This window comes from Dactylosporangium vinaceum, from assembly GCF_019904175.1.
GTDB lineage: Bacteria > Actinomycetota > Actinomycetes > Mycobacteriales > Micromonosporaceae > Dactylosporangium > Dactylosporangium vinaceum.
In genome coordinates, this window is the sequence record NZ_CP061913.1 from 6,685,311 (window position 1) to 6,704,334 (window position 19,024).

General features: G+C 74.4%; 16 protein-coding genes and 1 pseudogene. 10 read left to right on the plus strand and 7 right to left on the minus strand.

From position 1 onward, the window contains the following. Positions 1-27: 27 nt before the first annotated feature. Positions 28-444 (plus strand): hypothetical protein, encoded by a 417-nt coding sequence (locus tag Dvina_RS30145; RefSeq protein WP_223092706.1) that lies wholly within the window; start codon positions 28-30, stop codon positions 442-444. Positions 445-446: 2 nt separating this feature from the next. Then, positions 447-680, plus strand: coding sequence for a DUF3817 domain-containing protein (locus Dvina_RS30150; protein WP_223105794.1), 234 nt, complete (start codon positions 447-449; stop codon positions 678-680). Between the two features lie 58 nt (positions 681-738). On the opposite strand, the gene Dvina_RS30155 is transcribed toward Dvina_RS30150, so the two are convergent. Both Dvina_RS30155 and Dvina_RS30160 read right to left on the minus strand, forming a co-directional pair. Continuing rightward, a complete protein-coding gene (locus Dvina_RS30155) occupies positions 739-1,887 on the minus strand; it encodes an RCC1 domain-containing protein (protein WP_223092707.1) in 1,149 nt (382 codons plus the stop codon). Between the two features lie 107 nt (positions 1,888-1,994). Beyond that, entirely contained in the window at positions 1,995-2,768 is a 774-nt protein-coding gene (locus Dvina_RS30160) for a mechanosensitive ion channel domain-containing protein (RefSeq protein ID WP_246655412.1), read from the minus strand. Positions 2,769-2,851: 83 nt separating this feature from the next. Between Dvina_RS30160 and Dvina_RS30165 the strand changes: the two genes are divergently transcribed. Continuing rightward, complete coding sequence (locus tag Dvina_RS30165; RefSeq protein WP_223092708.1) at positions 2,852-3,589, plus strand: VOC family protein; 738 nt, start codon at positions 2,852-2,854, stop codon at positions 3,587-3,589. Between the two features lie 77 nt (positions 3,590-3,666). Here the strand turns inward: Dvina_RS30165 and Dvina_RS30170 are convergent, their stop codons facing one another. After that, complete coding sequence (locus Dvina_RS30170; protein ID WP_246655413.1) at positions 3,667-6,279, minus strand: beta propeller repeat protein; 2,613 nt, start codon at positions 6,277-6,279, stop codon at positions 3,667-3,669. 279 nt (positions 6,280-6,558) lie between these two features. On the opposite strand from Dvina_RS30170, the gene Dvina_RS30175 reads away from it, so the two are divergent. Then, on the plus strand, positions 6,559-8,781 hold the full coding sequence (locus Dvina_RS30175; RefSeq protein WP_223092710.1) for a HelD family protein: 2,223 nt from the start codon (positions 6,559-6,561) through the stop codon (positions 8,779-8,781). 51 nt (positions 8,782-8,832) lie between these two features. Further along, a complete protein-coding gene (locus Dvina_RS30180; protein ID WP_223092711.1) occupies positions 8,833-9,249 on the plus strand; it encodes an NUDIX hydrolase in 417 nt (138 codons plus the stop codon). On the opposite strand, the pseudogene Dvina_RS30185 reads toward Dvina_RS30180, so the two are convergent. Further along, positions 9,233-9,394: pseudogene (locus Dvina_RS30185) on the minus strand (MSMEG_6728 family protein); the annotation flags it as partial. The gene Dvina_RS30180 and the pseudogene Dvina_RS30185 overlap by 17 nt on opposite strands. A gap of 89 nt (positions 9,395-9,483) precedes the next feature. On the opposite strand from Dvina_RS30185, the gene Dvina_RS30190 reads away from it, so the two are divergent. Then, positions 9,484-10,239 carry an SIMPL domain-containing protein gene (locus tag Dvina_RS30190; protein ID WP_223092712.1) on the plus strand — a complete coding sequence of 252 codons (756 nt, stop codon included), beginning with the start codon at positions 9,484-9,486 and terminating at the stop codon, positions 10,237-10,239. 19 nt (positions 10,240-10,258) lie between these two features. Here Dvina_RS30190 and Dvina_RS30195 read toward each other — a convergent pair whose 3' ends face one another. Further along, complete coding sequence (locus Dvina_RS30195; RefSeq protein ID WP_223092713.1) at positions 10,259-11,083, minus strand: SCO6745 family protein; 825 nt, start codon at positions 11,081-11,083, stop codon at positions 10,259-10,261. Positions 11,084-11,172: 89 nt separating this feature from the next. Beyond that, the gene (locus tag Dvina_RS30200; protein WP_223092714.1) at positions 11,173-12,828 is read right to left on the minus strand and encodes an MOSC domain-containing protein; all 1,656 of its coding nucleotides are present in this window, start codon (positions 12,826-12,828) and stop codon (positions 11,173-11,175) included. 137 nt (positions 12,829-12,965) lie between these two features. On the opposite strand from Dvina_RS30200, the gene Dvina_RS30205 reads away from it, so the two are divergent. The 3 genes from Dvina_RS30205 to Dvina_RS30215 all read left to right on the plus strand — a co-directional run bounded on the left by Dvina_RS30205 (position 12,966) and on the right by Dvina_RS30215 (position 15,943). Continuing rightward, positions 12,966-13,622, plus strand: a complete 657-nt coding sequence (locus Dvina_RS30205) for a response regulator transcription factor (RefSeq protein WP_223105796.1) — start codon at positions 12,966-12,968, stop codon at positions 13,620-13,622. Beyond that, positions 13,619-14,413: a phosphotransferase gene (locus Dvina_RS30210; protein ID WP_223092715.1), complete on the plus strand. Its 795-nt coding sequence runs from the start codon at positions 13,619-13,621 to the stop codon at positions 14,411-14,413. The genes Dvina_RS30205 and Dvina_RS30210 overlap by 4 nt, the downstream gene beginning before the upstream one ends. A 69-nt stretch (positions 14,414-14,482) precedes the next feature. Continuing rightward, positions 14,483-15,943, plus strand: coding sequence for a carboxylesterase/lipase family protein (locus tag Dvina_RS30215; protein ID WP_223092716.1), 1,461 nt, complete (start codon positions 14,483-14,485; stop codon positions 15,941-15,943). A gap of 45 nt (positions 15,944-15,988) precedes the next feature. Here the strand turns inward: Dvina_RS30215 and Dvina_RS30220 are convergent, their stop codons facing one another. Further along, positions 15,989-18,223 carry a putative bifunctional diguanylate cyclase/phosphodiesterase gene (locus Dvina_RS30220; RefSeq protein WP_223092717.1) on the minus strand — a complete coding sequence of 745 codons (2,235 nt, stop codon included), beginning with the start codon at positions 18,221-18,223 and terminating at the stop codon, positions 15,989-15,991. A gap of 290 nt (positions 18,224-18,513) precedes the next feature. Here Dvina_RS30220 and Dvina_RS30225 point away from each other — a divergent pair, with 290 nt between their 5' ends. Further along, on the plus strand, positions 18,514-19,008 hold the full coding sequence (locus Dvina_RS30225) for a YlcI/YnfO family protein (RefSeq protein WP_223092718.1): 495 nt from the start codon (positions 18,514-18,516) through the stop codon (positions 19,006-19,008). The last annotated feature ends 16 nt before the right edge of the window (positions 19,009-19,024 follow it).

The following is a 19,024-nucleotide window of genomic DNA, read 5'->3' on the forward strand; positions in this document are numbered from 1 at the left end:
CGGGGAACTTTCCTAAGTTCGATCACCGTGACGAAAGTGCTGCTCAGCATCCATGTGCTCGCCGCGATCATCGCCATCGGGCCGGTGACCGTCGCCGCGAGCATGTTCCCGGCGGTGGCCCGGCGGGGTGACGGCCGCGCGCTCGGCCTGCTGCATCGCATCTGCCGGGTGTACTCCACCATCGCCGTCGCCGTGCCGGTGTTCGGGCTGGCCACGGCGAGCAGTCTCGGCGTGCTCGGCGACGCCTGGCTGCTGACGTCGATCGCCCTCACCGTGCTCGCGGCCGCGCTGCTGGGCCTGGCGATCCTGCCGCGGCAGCGGCGCCTGATCGACGACGGTGGCGACGCGCGGCGGCTCGGGATGCTCACCGGCGTGTTCAACCTGCTGTGGGCGGTCGTCGTGGTCCTGATGATCGTGCGGCCCGGCTCCACGACGGGGGTGTGACGATGCCGCTGCTGCGGGCCGCGGCCCTGGTCGAGCTGGTGAGCCTGGTGGCGCTGCTGGTCAACCTGGCGACAGTGCACGTCGCCGCGGTGGCGTCGCTGCTCGGGCCGGTGCACGGCTGCGCGTACCTGCTGGTGATCGGGGCGACCTGGCACCGCACGCGCTCGGCCCGCACCACGGTGCTGGCCGCCGTCCCGGTCGCCGGCGGGCTTCTCGCGCTGCGGCGGGTCCGGTGAGCCCAGCCCGGCCGTCCCTGCTCGACCGGGCTGGAGTCCTTACCGCACCGCCGGGCCGTTACGGCAGCGTCGCCGCGACCGGCGCCGAGCGCTGGGTGGTGGTGCCGTCGCCCAGCTGCGAGTTGCCGTTGTTGCCCCAGCACCACAGGCCGCCGTCCGTGCGGACGCCGCAGGTGTGGTAGCTGCTCGCGAAGTTCGCCGTCCAGGTCGTCAGCGTGCCGACCCGGGTGGGAGCGGACCGGTTGGTCGTGGTGCCGTCGCCGATCTGCGCGGTGATGTTGTTGCCCCAGCACCACAGGCTGCCGTCGGTGCGTGACCCGCAGGTCGTGTCGACGCCGGTGCCGACCTTGTTCCAGGTCGTGACGGTCCCGACCTGGACCGGGGTGTTCTGCAGCGAGCCGCTGACGCCCAGCTGGCCGTAGCCGTTCTCGCCCCAGCACCACAGCGTGCCGTTGGTGCGGGTGGCGCAGGTGTGCGCGTAGCCGGCGGCGACGCCGTTCCAGGTGGTGGCGGTACCCACCTGGGCCGGGGTGGTGGAGTAGCCGACGGTGCCCAGGCCCAGCTGCCCGGCCGAGCTGTCACCCCAGCACCACATGGTGCCGTCGGTCCGGGTGGCGCAGGTGTGGGCGTAGCCGGTGGTCACGCTCGCCCAGGTGGTGGCGGTGCCGATCTGCTGCGGCGTGGTGAACGTCCAGGCCGCGGAGCCGTTGCCGACCTGGCCGAGCCGGTTGTAGCCCCAGCACCACAGGGTGCCGTCGGTACGCGTGGCGCAGGTGTGCGCGTCACCGGCGCTCACGCTCGCCCACGTCGTGGCGGTGCCGACCTGCGTCGGGGTGGTCTTGTTGGCGGTGGTGCCGTCGCCGAGCTGGCCGCGGAAGTTACGGCCCCAGCACCACAGGGTGTGGTCGGTCCGGGTGGCGCAGGTGTGGCTGCTGCCGGCGTCGATGGTCGCCCAGGTCGTGGCGGTGCCGATCCGGGTCGCGGTGGACTTGTCGGTGCCGCTGCCGTCACCGACCTCGCCGCTCCAGTTGCTGCCCCAGCAGTAGAGGCCGCCGTTGGTACCGATGGCACAGGAGTGCGCATAACCGGCGGTGACGCTGGCGGCCGGCGTGGCGGCCAGCGCGTTCGCCGGGCCGATCGTGGCGCCGACCCCGACGCCCGCGATGACCATCGCCGCCGTAGCGACGAACCTTCTCAGTTGGCTCATGCGCTGCGACGCTAAGATCACCCCGTCGCGCAGGGCAACGCCCACGTCACCGAAACCGGCCCTGACCTGCACTTGACCGGGAAAGTTACAGCGCCGTCGGGCGGGTGTCAGGCGCCGGGCTGCTTGCGGTCCTCGCCCGACTCGGCGCCCGCGACGACCGTGGCCAGGGCGGCGCCGTCCGCGTTCGGGTCGCTGACCGTCTCGTCGGGCTTCGCCTCGTCATCATCCTCGTCCTCCTCGGCCGGGGCGGGGCCGACGGCCGAGGCGAGCAGGGCCGAGTTGGGGATGTTGAGCGGGCCGTCCTTGGTCTCCAGGATGGTGTACAGCAGGCCGGCGGAGACGATGACGCCGCGGTGGGGGCCGTTGATCGCGCCGGACATGACCCGCACCTGCTGGCCGGGGACGTACGGGCGGGCGAACAGCAGCACCAGCCCCGCGAACAGGTTGCCCAGGACCGGCTGCGCGGCCAGGCCGACGATGATGCCGGTGATCGCCCCGCCGACGAGCAGCTGACGCAGCTGGAGGCCGAGCAGGTCACAGACCGTGAGCACGGCGATGAGGTACCCGCCGAGGAGCACGAACAGCCGCAGCGGCGTCCCGGCCACCGCCCCCGCGCGGGCCACCGCGATCCGCTGCACCTCGCGCGCCGCGGTCCGGCTGGCCGCCACGCCGAAGACGAGCGTGAGCAGCGCACAGCCGTAGGCCATCAGCCGGATCCGCAGCGACTGCGCGTGTACCCCGCCGATGTTGTGCCCGGTCACCAGGAACGCCAGCGCGAGCACACCGAAGACGATGGTCCGCCGGAAGTCGGGCCGCACGCGCAGGTCGATCGCCCGCAACGCGCTCCCGTCGGCCTTGCGCCACCCGGCCATCCAGCTCATCGTCCTACCTCCAGCCCGGTTGCCGACCCTACCGTCCCGGCGTTGCGCCAGGCATCACCCGGGGTACCCCTAGGATCTTGGCCATGGCGACACGGCTGGTGCAGGTCAACATGAAGGCCCACGACGACGCGGCGCTCGGCGCGTTCTGGGCGGCCGCCCTCGGCTGGTCCGTCTCCAGCGAGGCCCCCGGGGTGACCAACCTCGAGCCGGAGGGCTTCACCTACCCCGACCCGTCAGCCGTCTGCATCGACCTGGTCGCCTCGGCGGAGCCCAAGACCGGCCAGAACCGCGTGCACCTCGACCTGGCCACCACCTCGAAGGCCCACCAGGCCGAGCTGGTCGACCGCCTGCGGTCCCTGGGCGCCCGCCCCGCCGACGTCGGCCAGGGCAGCGACGTCTCGTGGGTCGTCATGACCGACCCGGAGGGCAACGAGTTCTGCGTCCTGGACTGGCACGACCCGGACCACCCCACGGGCCCGATCGCCACCGTCGTCGTCCACTGCGCCGACCCGCGCGTGATGGCCGACTTCTGGAGCCGCGCCACCGACTGGACGCTGCTGCGCGTGTCCGACGACAGCGCGGTCCTGCGCTCGGCCGGCAACGTCGGCCCGTTCCTGCAGTTCCTGCACAGCCCGAACCCGAAGACCGGCTGGAACCGCGTCCACCTCGACGTGCGCCCCTACCCGGGCGACGACCCCGCGGCCGAGGCCGCCCGCCTGCGGTCGCTCGGCGCCACCGCCATCGACGTGGGCGACGACGTGCCGTGGACGGTCCTGGCCGACCCGGAGGGCAACGAGTTCTGCCTGCTCAGTCCCGGCTGATCCAGCACCGCTCGCCCGAGGTCCTTCGGATCGGCGCCGCCGAAGCCGGCGACGCCGATCCTGCACTCCGTCGTGGCTCAGCCGAACAGGAGCAGTTGCCACAGGTCGTAGGACTGGATGCCCCGCCCGTGGGTGGCGGCGTACAGGCGCAGGCCCGTCGGGCCCGTGCGCAGCTGCATGGTGGTGGTCGTGGGCAGGTTGCGGCCCAGGACCTTCCAGCCGGTGCGGCCCGGGGCGCGGTAGAAGACGCCCAGGTCGGTGCCGACGATCAGGCCGCCGCCCCAGATGACCTTCACGGCATTCGCCGGGATGTCGGGGAGGTCGGCGGAGATGTCGGTCCAGTGCGCGCCCGCGTCGCGGGACTCGAAGACGTGCCCGACGCCGGCACCCGGGCCCTCGGTCCACTTGCGCGAGTAGCCGTTCATGGCCACGAACACGTGGTTGGGGTTGGCCGGGTCGACGTCGAAGCCGGAGACGTACCGGTTCGGGATCACACCGTCGACCGGCAGGTCCAGCTGGTGCCAGCCGGTGCCGTCGGCCTTGCCGACCGCGATGCCCCGGGTGAAGCCCTGGTTGTTGCACGGGCCGCACCAGCCGACGTAGACCTGGCCGCCGGAGATGGCGACGCCGGTGGCGACGTGGCCGGCACCGAGGTCGAACACGTTGATCCAGTCGGCGCCCGACTGGATGTTGAAACCCTTGTGCTGGATCCACACATGGGTGCCGCCGGCGACCCAGTCGTTGCCGTTCGCCGCGATCGGCGCGATGAACCGGGCGCCGGCCGAGCCGAGGGCATTGTCGGGCGGGGCGACGTTGCGGCTGGAGACCTTCGACGGGTCCGTGGTCCAGGAGCCGTCATTGACCGCGCAGTTGTTCGTCACCGACAGCGCCAGGTACACGTACTCGGCCGCGATGTTGCACCCGTTGGCCGGGTCGACGATGGTGTCACCGCCGTCGCCGCCGAAGTTCGAGCCCATCACCCGGTCGCCGGGGCGCAGGATCGACTGGCCGTTGTCCTGCAGACCACCGCTGACCGCCACACCCACATTGCGGCCCTGCCGGTCCAGGCCGACGCCGACGGAGTAGTACTGCAGCACGTCCATGCTGCCGTCGTTGAGCGACGCCCAGTCGAGGGCGTGCCCGGACGCGTCGGCCCGGCCGTTGACCGGCCGCTTGTAGATGCCGCCGTCGTCGCCGACGAGCAGGTACGACCGGCCGCCGCTGCTGCCGATCGCGGCCGCGTGCTGGTCGGCGTGGACGGTCTGGTGGCAGTCGCCGGTCTGCTTCGACGGGTCGATGCTCCAGCAGGGGAACGGGAAGTTCCAGTACGGGCCGGGCGTGGTCCAGGTCGCGCCGGCGTCCCTGGTCTCGAAGACCTCCTCGAGGCCGAGGTACAGGTGCCGGGGGTCGTTCGGGTCGACCTGGAGGAACTGGTTGTACCAGCTCTGGATGCCCGGCATGTACCCGTCGTCGGTAAGCGCCGAGCCGGAGGCGGCGAGCTTGTGGTAGTCGGCGATGCGCGTCCACGGCCCGAGCGGGTTGCCGCTCGCGGAGACGAAGACGCCGTAGAGGTTGCTGTCGGGGTTTGTCGCGAGCATCTCCGGCGACTGCTCGATCGCGTAGTACTTCGACCCGTCGGCCGACCGCGAGAAGGTGACCGCGCCGACGTTGTCCGGGTCGCTGGCGATGTCGCCGCCGAGCGTCGTCTTCTGCCAGGCGCCGTGCACCCTGGTGTAGAAGCCGTTGTAGTCGTCGCTGCTGCGCCAGCCGATGGCCAGCACGACCTTCGACGGGTCCCGCGGGTCGATGGCGACGTCGTTGGCGATGTTCTTGTACGCCGCGTTGTCGTCGGCCGCGTCGGCCCCGCCCGGCAGGAACGACGGGTTGGGCGCGAACTCGAGGTGCCACGGCCCGGCGAGGTTGGCGACCGAGTGCGTCCACACGCCGCGGCTCGTCGCCGCCCAGACCGTGTCGCCGCCGAAGCGCAGCGCCCGGATCGTGGTGTTCTCCAACTCGGTGCCGCCGACCCGGTCGGAGGTCCGGAACTCGCCGTGGCGCGGGTCGTTCAGGACGTAGACACCGGTGCCGACGAAGCTCGTCGCGCTCGTGTTCGCCTCGCCGGTCGCGAACCACAGCCGGCCGCGGCCGTCGAGGCGCAGGTCGCCGGTGGCCGGGGCCGGAAGCTTGTCGGAGATCGGCTGCCAGCGCCCGCCACCGGTGGAGGAGCGCCACACGCCGCCGTTGGCGGACCCGGCGTACACAAAACCGCGGTCATCGGCGGCCATCCCGACCACCCGGCCGGTGACGTTCCCGGCGCCGCCGGAGGAGTTGGAGTTGATGTCGCGGTACCGGGGGTCGTCCGAGTTGTACGGCAGGCCGGTCTCGTCCGCCCACCGGCCGCCCGTGCGCGGCAGCGACTGCAGCTGGGCCCAGGCCGCCGAGTAGGCACCGGGGGCGACGACGCCGGGTGCGCTGCGGGCCTCGTTCCACTGGTCGGCCTGCTCCATGATGTCGCTGGAGCCCTCTTCGTCGTCGTCGCCCGGCGCGAGGCTCGACACGGTGCTCCCGCGATGGGCGGTGGCCGCGCGGTCGCCGGCGTGCAAGGGCCGCGGGGTTCCCGGTGGCGCGGCGCCGGCGGGCAGCCCGCCGAGGATGAGCAGCGTCGCCGATAAGCCGGCGACGGTGGACACACGTCGGTGCATGGTGGGCCGCAATGCCCGCTCCCTCCGTGAGGAGTGCCGGCCGGTCCGGCCAGCGCGTTCACGCCCGATCGTTCATCGCGGCGGCGCGGGAGAGAAGCGGAGCCCGTCATCGGGGAACGCTTGAAGGGTTTCGGCAAGGGTAGACCATGATCAATGCATGGGCACCCCGCTGACCATCTCCATATTGATTGTACCGGGAGAAAGCGCCGTACAAATCGTCAGGAATGTGGATTTTCAGCGATTGAGCGGCGCCTACGCTCGGCCCTTGTGTCCGACGTGCGCATGCAGGAGATCGCGGCCGAACAACTCGTCGTCGACCGCGTGTACCGGCTCCTCGACACGAAGCGCGAGCAGGCCGGCGCGCTCGCGGGCGAGGGCCACCGCCGGGCCGCGGCCGGTCCGCTCACCGGGCTCGTGGAGCGCGATGCCATGGTCCACCGCGCCGCCGCGCAGCTGGCCGCCCTGTCCGCCGCGGAGGAAGGGCTGGTGTTCGGGCGGCTGGACTTCGACGACGGGGAGCGGTACCACATCGGCCGGCTCGGCGTGCGCGACGGCCTCGACCCGCTGCTCATCGATTGGCGGGCCCCGGCCGCCGAGGCGTTCTACCGCGCGACGCCCGGCGCGCCCCTCGGTGTGACCCGCCGCCGGGTCATCATCTGCCGCGGCCCGCGCGTGCTCGACCTCGACGACGACGTGCTCGACCCGGACGCCGCCGGCGACCTGCACGTGCTGGGCGAGGGTGCGCTCCTGGCCGCGCTGCGCCGCTCGCGCGGGCCGCACATGCGCGACATCGTCACCACGATCCAGCACGAGCAGGACGCCGCGATCCGCGCCCCGGCCCGCGGTGTCACCGTCATCACCGGCGGCCCCGGCACGGGCAAGACGCAGGTCGCCCTGCACCGCGCCGCCTACCTGCTCTACACCGACCGCGCCCGCTTCACCGGCGGCCGCATCCTCGTCGTCGGCCCGTCGTCGGTCTTCACCGACTACATCGCCCGGGTCCTGCCCGCGCTCGGCGAGGACAGCGTGCACCTGCGCGCCCTCGGCGATCTCGTCGACGGCACCACCGCCACCCGCCGCGACCCGCCCGACGTCGCCCGGTGCAAGGGGGCCGAGTCCATCGTCGCGGTCCTCAGGGACCTGATGTGGCAGACGCCGCCCGACGCTCCCGAGCAGCTGCGGATGGTGTACTCCGGGCAGGTGCTCACCCTCGACGAGCCGGACCTGACCGCGGCCCGCCGCCGGGTCCGCGCCCGCTGCGAGCAGAGCGGGGTGCCGGTGAACGCCGCCCGCCGTCCCGCCGCGGCGGTGCTCCTGGCCGCGCTGCGGGCCCGCGCGGTGACCGCGTTCGACGCCGAGGAGGTCGCGGAGCGCCGCGAGTTCCTCACCTTCCTCGACGGGTGGTGGCCGGTCCTCACCCCGGACGCCGTGCTGTCGTGGCGCTTCGGCCCCGACCGCTCGATCGACGACGTCCCGCTGCTCGACGAGCTCGCGGTGCTCCTCGGCCGCCCGCCCGCCGCCCCGAAGGCCCCGGCCCCCGAGTGGCAGCTGCGCGAGCTCAACCCGGGCACCCGCCTGGTCGAGACGTTCGTCCTGGCCTGCGGCCTGCGCGACGGCTGGGAGCTCTACGCCCCCGGGCTGCCGACCCCGATCGCCCTGGCCGGCCCCGGCATCGACAACGACGCCATCGCCGCCGCCCAGCGCTGGGCCGAGGCCGTCATCCTCCGCGAGGGCCACCGCGTGACCGGCTGGACCGACGGCTACGACCCGCACGGCGAGGAGGGCTACGTGCCGGTCCTGGCCGACCCCCTCCCGGTCTCCGAGCCCGACGACGACCCGATCGAGGAGGACCCGTACCTCCACGTCATCCTCGACGAGGCCCAGGACCTGTCGCCGATGGAGTGCCGGATGCTGGCCCGCCGCGCGCAGTACGCCTCGATGACCGTCGTCGGCGACCTCGGCCAGGCCACCCACCCCCTGGCCGCCGCGAGCTGGCCGGAGCTCGTCGCCCGCCTGGGCAAGCACGAGGTCCGCACCCTCGACCTGCCGACCGGCTACCGCGTGCCGCAGACCATCGCCGACTACGCCGCCCGCGCCCTGGCCCCGGGGCTGGAGCCGACCCGCTCCTACCGCCCCGGCGGCACCCTCGACGTCCGCCGGGTCACCGATCTCGCCGAGGCGATCCGCGCGACACTGGCCGGCATCGCGGCGGGCGCGACGGTGGCGGTCATCGCGGCCGACGCCCAGGCGCCCCACCTCCCCGGACCGGTCGTGCCGGTGAGCCTGGTGAAGGGCCTGGAGTACGACCACGTCATCGTCGCCGAGCCGGCCGCCATCGTCGCGGCCGAACCCCGCGGCCGCAACCGCCTGTACGTCGCCCTGACCCGGGCCGTGTCCGCACTGACAGTCCTGCACACCGAGCCCCTCCCGGCCGCCCTGCACGACCCCGCCCAGGCCCGCCCCTTCGGCGATGCGGCCGGCACCTCCTGACCGGCCCCGCGTGGCGGCCGGGCGGTGTGGGCGGTGTGGGATCATTGCGCGGTGGCGGTGTATGCGGTTGCGCTCGTGCTGCTCGTCGACCCCACCGGCGCCGTGCTGCTGCAGCACCGTGACGGCAACGCTGTCGCGTCACCGCATCAGTGGAGTCTGCCCGGCGGGCGTATCGAGCCCGGCGAGACGCCGGAGGAGGCGGCCCGGCGTGAGTTGCTGGAGGAGACGGGGCTTGTCGCCGGCGAGCTGGAGCCGCTGTGGCACGGCCCGCGGCCGGCCGAGGACGGCTTCCCGCACACCGTGACGGTGCACGTGTTCCGGGGCCGGACCGAGGCGCGGCAGGAGGACGTCGTGCTGGGCGAGGGGCAGGCCATGGTGTTCGTCGCCCGGGACGCACTGCTCGATCGCGACCTGGCGGCCGCCACGGCGCCGGTGCTGGCCCGGCATCTCGGCCGACCCACATCTTGACCGCCGGATGGTGCCGCCAGCCGTAGCCCGGCACGATCAGGCCGCGCAGCACCTGCAGTGCCTCGACCCGCTGTTTGCCGAGCCGGCGCTGGTCCAGCACCCGGGCACTGGCGGCGAAGTCGGGGTACGGCAGGAACGTCTGCATGCCTCCGTCTTCACACTCCCCTCCGGATTCGCCCCTTGAGCAGGGCGGCCCGCTGGTTGAATAGGGGCAAATCAACCCAGAGGTGAAGAATGTCCCGATCGCGCGCCACCGCGCCCCTGTTCGCCGCGCTGACCACGTTCGTCGCGCTCTCGTCAACGCTGCTCGGCGGCCCGGCGGCGGCCGCGGCGGACGCGCCGGCCGTGGACAGTGTGCTTGTCACCGGTACCGGCGAGGTGTCCGGTGAGCCCGACACCGTCACCGCCGACTTCGCGGTGGAGATCACCGCAGCGGCGGTCGACGACGCCATGACCCGGGCCGGCACCGCGGCCACCCGGGTGCGCGACGCGCTGCTGCACGCCGGGGTCGCCCGGGCCGACCTGCAGACCTCGAACGTCAACGTCGGCGCGCAGCGCAACGACGACGGCAACGTCACCGGCTACACGGTCAGCCAGGGCATCACCGCGACCATCCGGAGCCTGCCGCAGGCCGGGGCCGTCCTCTCCGCGGCGATCGCGGCCGGTGGGGACGCCGCCCGGCTCAACGGCGTGTGGTACTCGATCGAGGACGACACGGCGCTGCTGAGCCAGGCGCGCAAGCTGGCGTTCGCGGACGCCCGGGCCAAGGCGCAGCAGTATGCCCAGGAGGCGGGCCGGCCGCTCGGGCGCGTCATGACGGTGAGCGAGGTGCCGTTCACGGTGCCGGTGTCGGGCGGGTTCGACTACCGGTCGGGGGCTGACGCGCCGGCGGCGCCGATGCCTGTCGAGCCGGGCCGGCAGCGCCTGTCCGTCACCGTCACCGTCGAGTGGGCCCTGCCGCCGGCCCCGGACCAGCACGCGTCGATGTGACGGGCGAGCCCCGGTCCGCTCAGTCGGTCGCGGTCGCGGCGGCGGCGATGGGCTCGAGGGCCGCGGTCAGCTCGGCGAGCTCGGCCGGGCTGAGCACGTCGTAGGCGGCCGCGGCGAGCTCGTCGGTCAGGGCCTCGATCCGGGCCTTGAGCGCCCGGCCGGCGCCGGTGAAGCCGCCGTCCGCGCTCACCAGGCCGCGGGCGCGCAGGCCGTCGACGACCGCGGCGATCGTCGGCGCGGGCAGGTGGTGCAGGCGCCCGAACTCCTCCGCGCGCTGACCGAGGTCCAGCGCGAGCAGGACGTGGGCCTCGGCGCCGGCGATGCCGTGGGCGACGAGGACGGCGTTGTGGCTGTCGCCGCGGTGCTCCCGCAGGAGCGTCGCGGCGTGCCACAGCCGGGCCACCGGCTCTCGCGGCACGTCGAGTGCCCGCAGACCGGCGTAGAGGGGCCGGCCCTCGGTCGGCGCGCTGCCCGCGGCCCGGGTGGCGAGGTCGGCCGCCCGGGCCAGGCCCGGCGAGCCGGCCAGGGCCGCGCCGATCATGAGGCGCAGGGCGGCGGTGCTCCCCCGCTCGCGGATGGCGACCGCCTCCTGCGGGGTGAGCGTGCCCCACACCCACGGGATGTGCCGGGCCACCTCACCGTCGGCGAAGTTGTAGAAGACCGCGTGCACCACCTCGGCCGGCGCGAGGCCCAGCGGGGCGGCGCGGCCGGCGAAGTAGCCGTCCCAGTAGTTGCGCATCCCGGCGGCCAGGAACGCCTCGTTGGCCACCGCGGAGAACGTGGCGGTGGCGATCGGCTCGACGAGCTCGAACATGCGGTGGATAGCGGCCTGTGCGTGCGGCATGTCGGTGTCTCCTGTGCTCGTTCGCGGCGGTGGTGCTCATCCACGCTACGAACGGCCCGGCCCGGATTCGACAGCACCGGCCCGGCGGGTCAGACGTCGACGGTCACCGCGGTCGTGGGGCGGGCGCAGCACAGCAGGATGTTGCCCGGGGCGGGCGGCTGCAGCGGCGTGAGCGAGTGCGTGACGGTGCCGGACAGCAGCGGCGTCTCGCAGGTGTGGCAGACGCCGGTGCGGCAGCTCCAGCGGGTCGGTACGTCGCACGCGTCGGCCAGGTCCAGGAGGCTGCCCGTCGCCGGGAACGGCACCGTCAGCGCGCTGCGGGCGAACGTCACCGGCGGGCCGGTCCCCGCCCCGCCCTCCGGCGGGTGCGGTGCGCGGGAGGGGCGCGCTGCGAGCCCGGGGTTGATCGGGTCGCGGGCGCCGAACGCCTCGGTGTGGATGCGGGCCGGGTCGACGCCGACGGCGCTCAGGGCGGTGCGCATGTCGGCCATGAACGCATCCGGGCCGCAGACGTAGGCGTCGGCGTTGGGCGGCAGCGACAGGGCGGTCAGCCCGGCGGCGTCCAGGCGGCCCGTGGTGGCGCTGTAGAAGATGCGCTCGGCCGCGCCGATGCGGGCGGCGAGCGCGTGGGCCTCGGCCGCGAGGGGGTGCTCGGCGGGGCTGCGGGCGGCGTGGATCCACCAGACCTCACGGGTCGCGGCCTCATCGGCCAGGTGGTGCAGCATCGCCAGCACCGGGGTCAGCCCGATGCCGGCCGAGATGAGCAGGACCGGGGTGTCGGCGGCGGTCAGGACGAAGCTGCCGCGCGGGGCGGCGGCGTCCAGCGTCGCGCCCGGGCGCAGCTCGCGGGTCAGGTAGCGGCTGGCGGCGCCCTCGCCCTTGACCGTGATGCGGTAGGTGCGCCCGCCGGTCGTCGACAGCGAGTAGCTGCGGACCGGGCCGTGCTCGGGCAGGCGGAGGGTGAGGTACTGGCCGGGGGCGGCGCGCGGGAGGGCGGCGCCGGCCGGGTCGACCAGGTGGATCGAGGTGACGTCCGCGTTCTCGTGGGTCACGCCGGCGACGCGCAGGGGGCGGAAGCCCTCCCACGCCGGCGGGGCCGTGGCGGCGGCGGTCAGCAGGTCGCGGAAGGAGGCCCGCCAGCCGGGGCTCAGCGCGCGGAGGCCGGCGGCGAGGCGCAGGCGCGACGGGTCGGGCTCCGGCAGGTACAGCAGCGCATCGGTCTGGGTTATCGAGAGGGCACCGGGACCCTCCCGGGTCTGCTCGATGGCGTCGCCGGCCCGGATGCGGCCCTCGCGCAGGACGCGCATGTAGAAGCCGGGGCGGTGGTGGGCGACGAGCAGGGCGGCCATCTCGGGCACGCCGAGGCGCAGACCGACGCGGTAACACGTGACGCGCGGCTGCGTGACCTCGAACTCGGCCTCGCCGATGCGGTACCGGTCGCCGATGCACACCTCGTCGTCGGGCAGGCCGTCGATGGTGAGGTTCTCGCCGAACTGGCCCCAGGCGCGCGGATCGAGGCCGAGCTGCTCGTGCCAGAAGGCGTAGGAGCCGACCTGGTACGCCAGCACGGCGCGCTGCTGCCCACCGTGCCCGGCGGTGTCGCCCTGGCCGTCGCCGTCGAGGTTCAGCCGGCGGGCCAGGACCGGGCCGGCGACCGGGTGTTTCCACGCGCCCGTGTGGACCGTGCGCCCCTGCCACGGCACGTCCTTCGGCCGCCCCACGTTCACGGACACCAGCGTCGCCACGGCTCCATCCTGCCGCCCGGCACGGGGGCGTGGCGTCGTTCCCACAGAGTGAACGGCGGCCGTCCGGGCTCGGCACCACCTGGCATAGTGAGCGGTCGCGATCGATGGACCCGCAGACCACGGGGAGGTACCGGGCATTGCTTCGCCTGCTGCTCGTCGACGGCGACCCGCAGTCGGCCGTCGCGCTGGCCGCGCTGCTGGGCGGCGAGGGGTTCGAGGTCCGGGTGGCCGCTACGGCCGGTGACGCCCTGCGCACGTTCGACGAGCACGGCGCCGAGCTGGTGCTGCTCGACGCCGGGCCGGGGCTGTGCCGGGCGCTGCGGACCCGCTCCGCGGTCGGCATCATCGTGCTCAGCGGCTGCGGCGGCGAGGACGACAAGGTGGCCGCGCTGGAGTACGGCGCCGACGACTACGTGACCCGGCCGTACGGTCAGCGGGAGCTCGTCGCCCGCATCCGCGCGGTGCTGCGCCGCACGCCCGGCCGCCGGGCCCGCCGAGCCGTCATCAGCGCGGGCCCGGTCCGGCTCGACCCGGCCGCCCACACCGCCACCGTGACGGGCCGCCCGCTCGACCTGCCGCTGAAGGAGTTCCAGCTCCTCGAGGCCCTGGTCCGCAACCCCGGCCGCACCCTGGGCCGCGACCAGCTCCTGGAGACGGTGTGGGCGGGCGCGGCGGGCGAGAGCAACACGCTGAACGTGCACATCAAGCGCCTCCGCGCGAAGATCGAGCCCGACCCGGCCGCGCCCCGCCACCTGCTGACGGTGCGCGGGATCGGCTTCAAGTACCTGCCGTGATCCCGCCGGCCGTACTGCGCGCGTTCGGCGTGGCGGCGCCGGCCCGGCCGCTCGACGGTGGCCAGGGCACGTCGTGGACGGCGGGCGGGCTGGTGTTCAAGCCGGGCGGCGGGCGGCTGCACGAGTGGCTCGGCCGGGTGCTGCCGGGCGTGGCGGCGGACGGCTTCCGGCCGGCGCCGCCGGTGCGGACGCGCGACGGCGCCTGGGAGCACGGCGGATGGTCGGCCACGCGCTGGGTCCCGGGGCGCGCGCCCGACACCGCCTCGGTGTCGGCGTGGGTGGAGATCATCCGGGCCGGGCGGGCGTTTCACCGCGCGGTGGCCCATCTGGACCGGCCAGACCTCCTCGACGCGCGGCAGGACGCGTGGGCGATCGCGGACCGGGCCGCCTGGCAGGAGCGGGACCTCGCGCTGCACCCGCAGCTGGCGCCCGTCGCGCGGCGGCTGCTCGCCGCGCTGGAGCCGCTGGGGCCGGCGCAGGTCGTCCACGGTGACCTGACGGGCAACGTGCTCGTCGCGGCCGGGCTCGCACCGGCCGTCATCGACATCTCGCCGTACTGGCGGCCGCCGGCCTATGCCGAGGGTGTCGTCGTGGCCGATGCGCTCTGCTGGCACGGTGCGCCGCCGTCGCTGCCGGAGACGGTGCAGGTCCCGGTGGCGGCGGTGGCGCGCGGGCTGCTGTTCCGGATGGCCACGACGAGCGAGCGGCACGCGGCCGGAGCCGTCACCGAGGCGGCGCTGCGCGACGAGGCGCGCCGCTATGCGCGCGCGGCCGCGGCCATCGGGCGGTAAATCGGTGGCCCGGCGGGCGGGGTGGCGGGAAAATCCGCCCGGGCAGCCCGAACCTGAGGAGACGTGACGATGGCGGAAGTCCGTACGGCGGCCGGTGTGCTGCGGGGACGCAGCGAGGCGGGCGTGACGGTGTTCCGGGGCATGCCGTTCGCCGCGCCGCCCGTCGGTGCCCTGCGCTTCGCCGCGCCGGCGCCGGCCGCGCCGTGGGACGGGGTGCGCGAGGCCGTGGCCTTCGGGCCGCCGCCGCCGCAGCCGGACCCGTTCGGCCGCGGCGAGACGCGGGCCGAGGGCGCCGAGTGGCTCACGGTCAACGTCTGGTCGGCCGATCCGGGCCGCGGCGCGAACCTGCCGGTGATGGTGTGGATCCAGGGCGGCGGCTACACGTTCGGCGCCGCGAGCAGCCCCGAGTTCGACGGCCACCGGCTCGCGCGCGACGGCGTCGTGGTGGTGACGTTCAACTACCGCGTCGGCTTCGAGGGCTTCGCGCAGATCGCCGGGGCGCCGGCCAACCGCGGGCTGCTCGACCAGGTCGCGGCTCTGGCCTGGGTGCGCGACAACATCGGGGCGTTCGGCGGGGACCCCGACCGGGTCACGGTGTTCGGGGAGTCCGCCGGGGCCGGGTCGATCGCCGCGCTGCTGGTCATGCCGCGGGCCGATGGGCTGTTCCGGCGGGCGATCGCGCAGAGCGTGCCGGGGGCGTGCCTGGCGCCGGAGCTCGCGGCCGAGATCGCCGCCGCCTGCACCGCGGAGCTGGGCCTGGAGGCCACTGTCGCCGAGCTGGCCGACGTGGACCCGGCGCTGCTGGTCGAGGCGGCGATGGAGGCCGCGGGGAAGATGACGGCGCAGGCGCGGTGGGGGGTGGTCGGGTACCGCTCGCTGCAGTTCGGCCCGGTCGTCGACGGTGACGTGCTGCCGGTCGGCCTGTTCGGCAACGGCCGGGCGACCGAGCTGCTGGTGGGCCACAACCGGGACGAGCAGCGGCTGTTCAGCGCCCTGACCGGCGTCATCGGGCAGGTCACCGGGGAGCAGGCGGACGAGGCGCTGCGGCTGCTCGCGCCGGGGCCGCACGGGGAGCGCCGCTACCGGGAGGCGTTCCCCGACGCGGGGGCGGAGCGGTTGTACGAGCTCGTCCACGGCGACTGGCTGTTTCGCATGCCGAGCCTGCACCTGGCCGAGGCGCAGCTGCGCCGCGGGGGCCCGGCGTACCTCTACGAGCTGACCTGGGCCGCGCCGGGCCTCGGCGCCACCCACGGGCTCGACGTGCCGCTCGTGTTCGGCAACCTCGGGGGCAGCCGGCCCGCCATGCTGCTCGGCGGCGCGGTGGCCGCGGCGCAGGAGCTGTCGGCGCAGATGCGGGCCGCGTGGACGGCGTTCGCCACCACCGGCGATCCGGGCTGGCCCGCCTACGACACCGAGCGGCGCCTGACCCGGGTCTTCGACGTCGAGCCCGAGGTCGTCGCCTACCCGGAGGACGCCTCGCGCCGGATCTGGGGCGAGCACACCTTCGACACCCTGCGGCTGCGCGAGTAGGGCCCCGGGCGGCGGCCCAGGAGCCGGGCGGGGTTGCCGGTTCGCTCAAGACCCGGGCTTCGACGGTACCGCCGCCGAGCCGACGCGTGGCAGTCGCGCCTCGAGGTCGGCCGGCGGCAGCGGGCGGGCGTAGAAGTAGCCCTGGGCGTTGCGGTACCCCAGCAGCGTCAGCTCGGTCGCCTGGGCCTCGTGCTCGATGCCCTCCGCGACCGTGTCCATGTGCAGGATCTGGCTGAGCCGGATCACGGCCTCGGCGACCGCGGCGCCCTCGCGCTCGCCGTTGAGCTCGTTGACGAAGCAGCGGTCCAGCTTGAGGATGTCCACCGGCAGGCGGGTGAGGTAGCGCAGGGAGGAGTACCCGGTCCCGAAGTCGTCGAGGGCGATGCGGACACCGTGCCGGCGCAGCTCCTCCAGCTGCGGCACCGCGGACCGGTCGTCGACGAGCGCGCTCTCGGTGATCTCCAGCACGAGGTTGCGCGGGTCGTAGCCCGTGCGGTCGAGCACGGCCAGCACGGCGGCGGCCAGGTCGGGCTGCTCGAGCTGGACCGGGGACAGGTTGACGCTCACGTACATGCTCCGGCCGGGCGGGAGCATCGCCTGCCACTGCCCCACCTGCCGGCACGCCTCGCCCAGCACCCACGCCCCGATCTCGTTGATCAGGCCGGTGCGCTCGGCGGCCGGGATGAACCGGTCCGGGCCGAGCAGGCCGAGCCGCGGGTGCTGCCAGCGCACGAGCGACTCCGCGGCCACGAGGTCTCCGGTGGCCAGGGCGACGATCGGCTGGTACAGCAGGCGCAGCTGCCCCTCGGGGACGGCGGCGGCGAGATCCTCGGCGAGGGCGGCGGCGGCCCGCTCGGCCTCGACGGCCTCGGCCGAGTACATCACCCAGCCGAGGGTGCCGCTGCGTTTGGCGGCGTACATGGCGATGTCGGCCCGGTGCGGCAGTTCGGGGGCGTCGGCCGCGCTCTCGGCGATCGCGATGCCGATGCTGCCCTTCAGGTGCAGGGTGTTGCCGCCGATAAGCAGCGGCGCGTTGCAGGCGGCCAGGATCCGCTCGGCGACGGCGATCGCGTCCTCGCCGCGGCGCAGCTCCGGGAGCAGGACCGCGAACTCGTCGCCGCCGAGGCGGGCCGCGACGTCGCCGGCCCGGACGGTGCGGCGCAGGATCTCGGCGAACGCGACGAGCATCCGGTCGCCGACCGCGTGCCCGTAGTTGTCGTTGACCTGCTTGAACCCGTTGAGGTCGAGGACCAGGGCGGCCATCGGGTTGCCGGTGCGCCGCTGCCGGTCGACCGCGGCCCGCAGGGCGATGCGCAGTTCCCGGCGGTTGGCCAGCCCGGTGAGGCTGTCGGTGACGCCGAGGGCGTAGTTCTCGCGGGCCGCCAGGACCTGCCGGGCGGCGACGCCGACGGTCATGACGATCGCGCCGGCGACCAGGCCGAGCCACGGGTACATCCCCGTCTTCACCGCGGCCACGACGAGCAGGGCGTAGCCGCCGGCGAGGGCGGTGTACGGCAGCCAGGAGCGGCCCGGCAGCGGCCGGTCGGCGACGGCCCCGGCCACGGCGGGTCCGGGCCGGACCACGGCCGCGAGCAGAATGAGCAGGACCGGCAGGTGCAGGGCGGCCGGGGCCAGGACCTCCGGGCCGACCCCGTGCACCACCTGGTAGAGGAATACCGCGTCGATCACGAGGTAGCCGACGGTGCCGCCGAGCAGGAGGGACAGCGGCCGGCGGGCGGCGGGGGCCGGGCCGCGCAGGAGCACGCTGCCGACCCCGACGATCAGCACGACGTCGCCGAGCGCGAACAGCACCGCGCCCAGCCGCAGCGGTTGGAGCAGGCCGCCGCCGCGCAGGGCCGGCCCGAGCACCAGATACCACATCAGCATCAGGCTCGCGCCGAGCACCGTCGCCATGTCCATCGCGAGCTTCCACCGGGCCAGGCGGCCCAGGCCGGCCGCCATGGACAGCAGCCCGGCCAGCAGCACCGGCACGATCAGCAGGCGCGGGACGACGGCGACGAGCGTCACCGGGCCCCAGCCCTTGTCGCCGGTCCGGAACGCGACCGCGAAGCCGACGCCGGCCACGACGAGCAGCGCCAGGGCCACGCTGGTGAACCGGTACGGCCGGCGGGCCGCGGGGCTCCGGCGGGCGCTGGTGGCCGCGCGGACGTGCAGCGCCAGCGCGACGACTTCGAGGGCGCACAGGGAGATGCCCGCCACCTCGGTGCTCTTCACGGCAGCCCAGATCGGAACGGGCGCGGCCGAGTTGAGCTTTGCCATGATGATGGACCTGAGCGACCGACGCCTGGCGCGTGGTCCGCCGCGACCGGCCGAACGCGGGCAACCCCCTCGATATCGCACACCCCCTCTGGCTCACCCGGGCGCTCGGGTAGCGGACCGCCGCCGTCGAGGCCCCGCCCCCAACCCTGCTGCGCGACGCCCGCGGTCACCGCCCGCAGCCTGCGTCGACATCATAACCCAATGTAGTTGCAGTATTACTCTGCGCTATGGCACACCCTCTGTGCCATAGCGGCTTGTTCGTGTGCCAAAAGTGTGCCACCATGGCACACATGGAGCTGACCACATACGTGAACACCCTCGGCCGCGAGTTCGCCACCCTGGCCGAGGCCGGCGGCGCGGAGTCACGGGCACTGGTCGAGCGCCTGACCGGCCCCCTGGAGTCGGCGATCCGGATGACGCTGCTGGAAGCGCTGTCGGCGGCGGCCGACGAGATCACCCGCGACCTGGCACCGGGCTCCGTCGAGCTGCGCCTGCGCGGCCGCGACCCCGGCTTCGTCGTCACCGCACCCGCGTTCACGCAGCCGCCGGCCGGCGCCGACGCGCCGGACCCCGACCGGCTGATCGGCGAGGACGGACCGTCCGCGCGGATCAACGTGCGGCTGCCCGAACAGCTCAAGGCCGCGATCGAGGAGGCCGCGGCCCGGGAGGGCCGCTCGGTCAACGCCTGGCTCGCCCGCGCCGCCGCCGCCGCACTCCAGCAGCACGCCGAACCGGCCCCCACCGTCACCCGCGGACACCAGCGCTTCTCCGGCTGGGTCCGCTGACACCCACCCACCCACT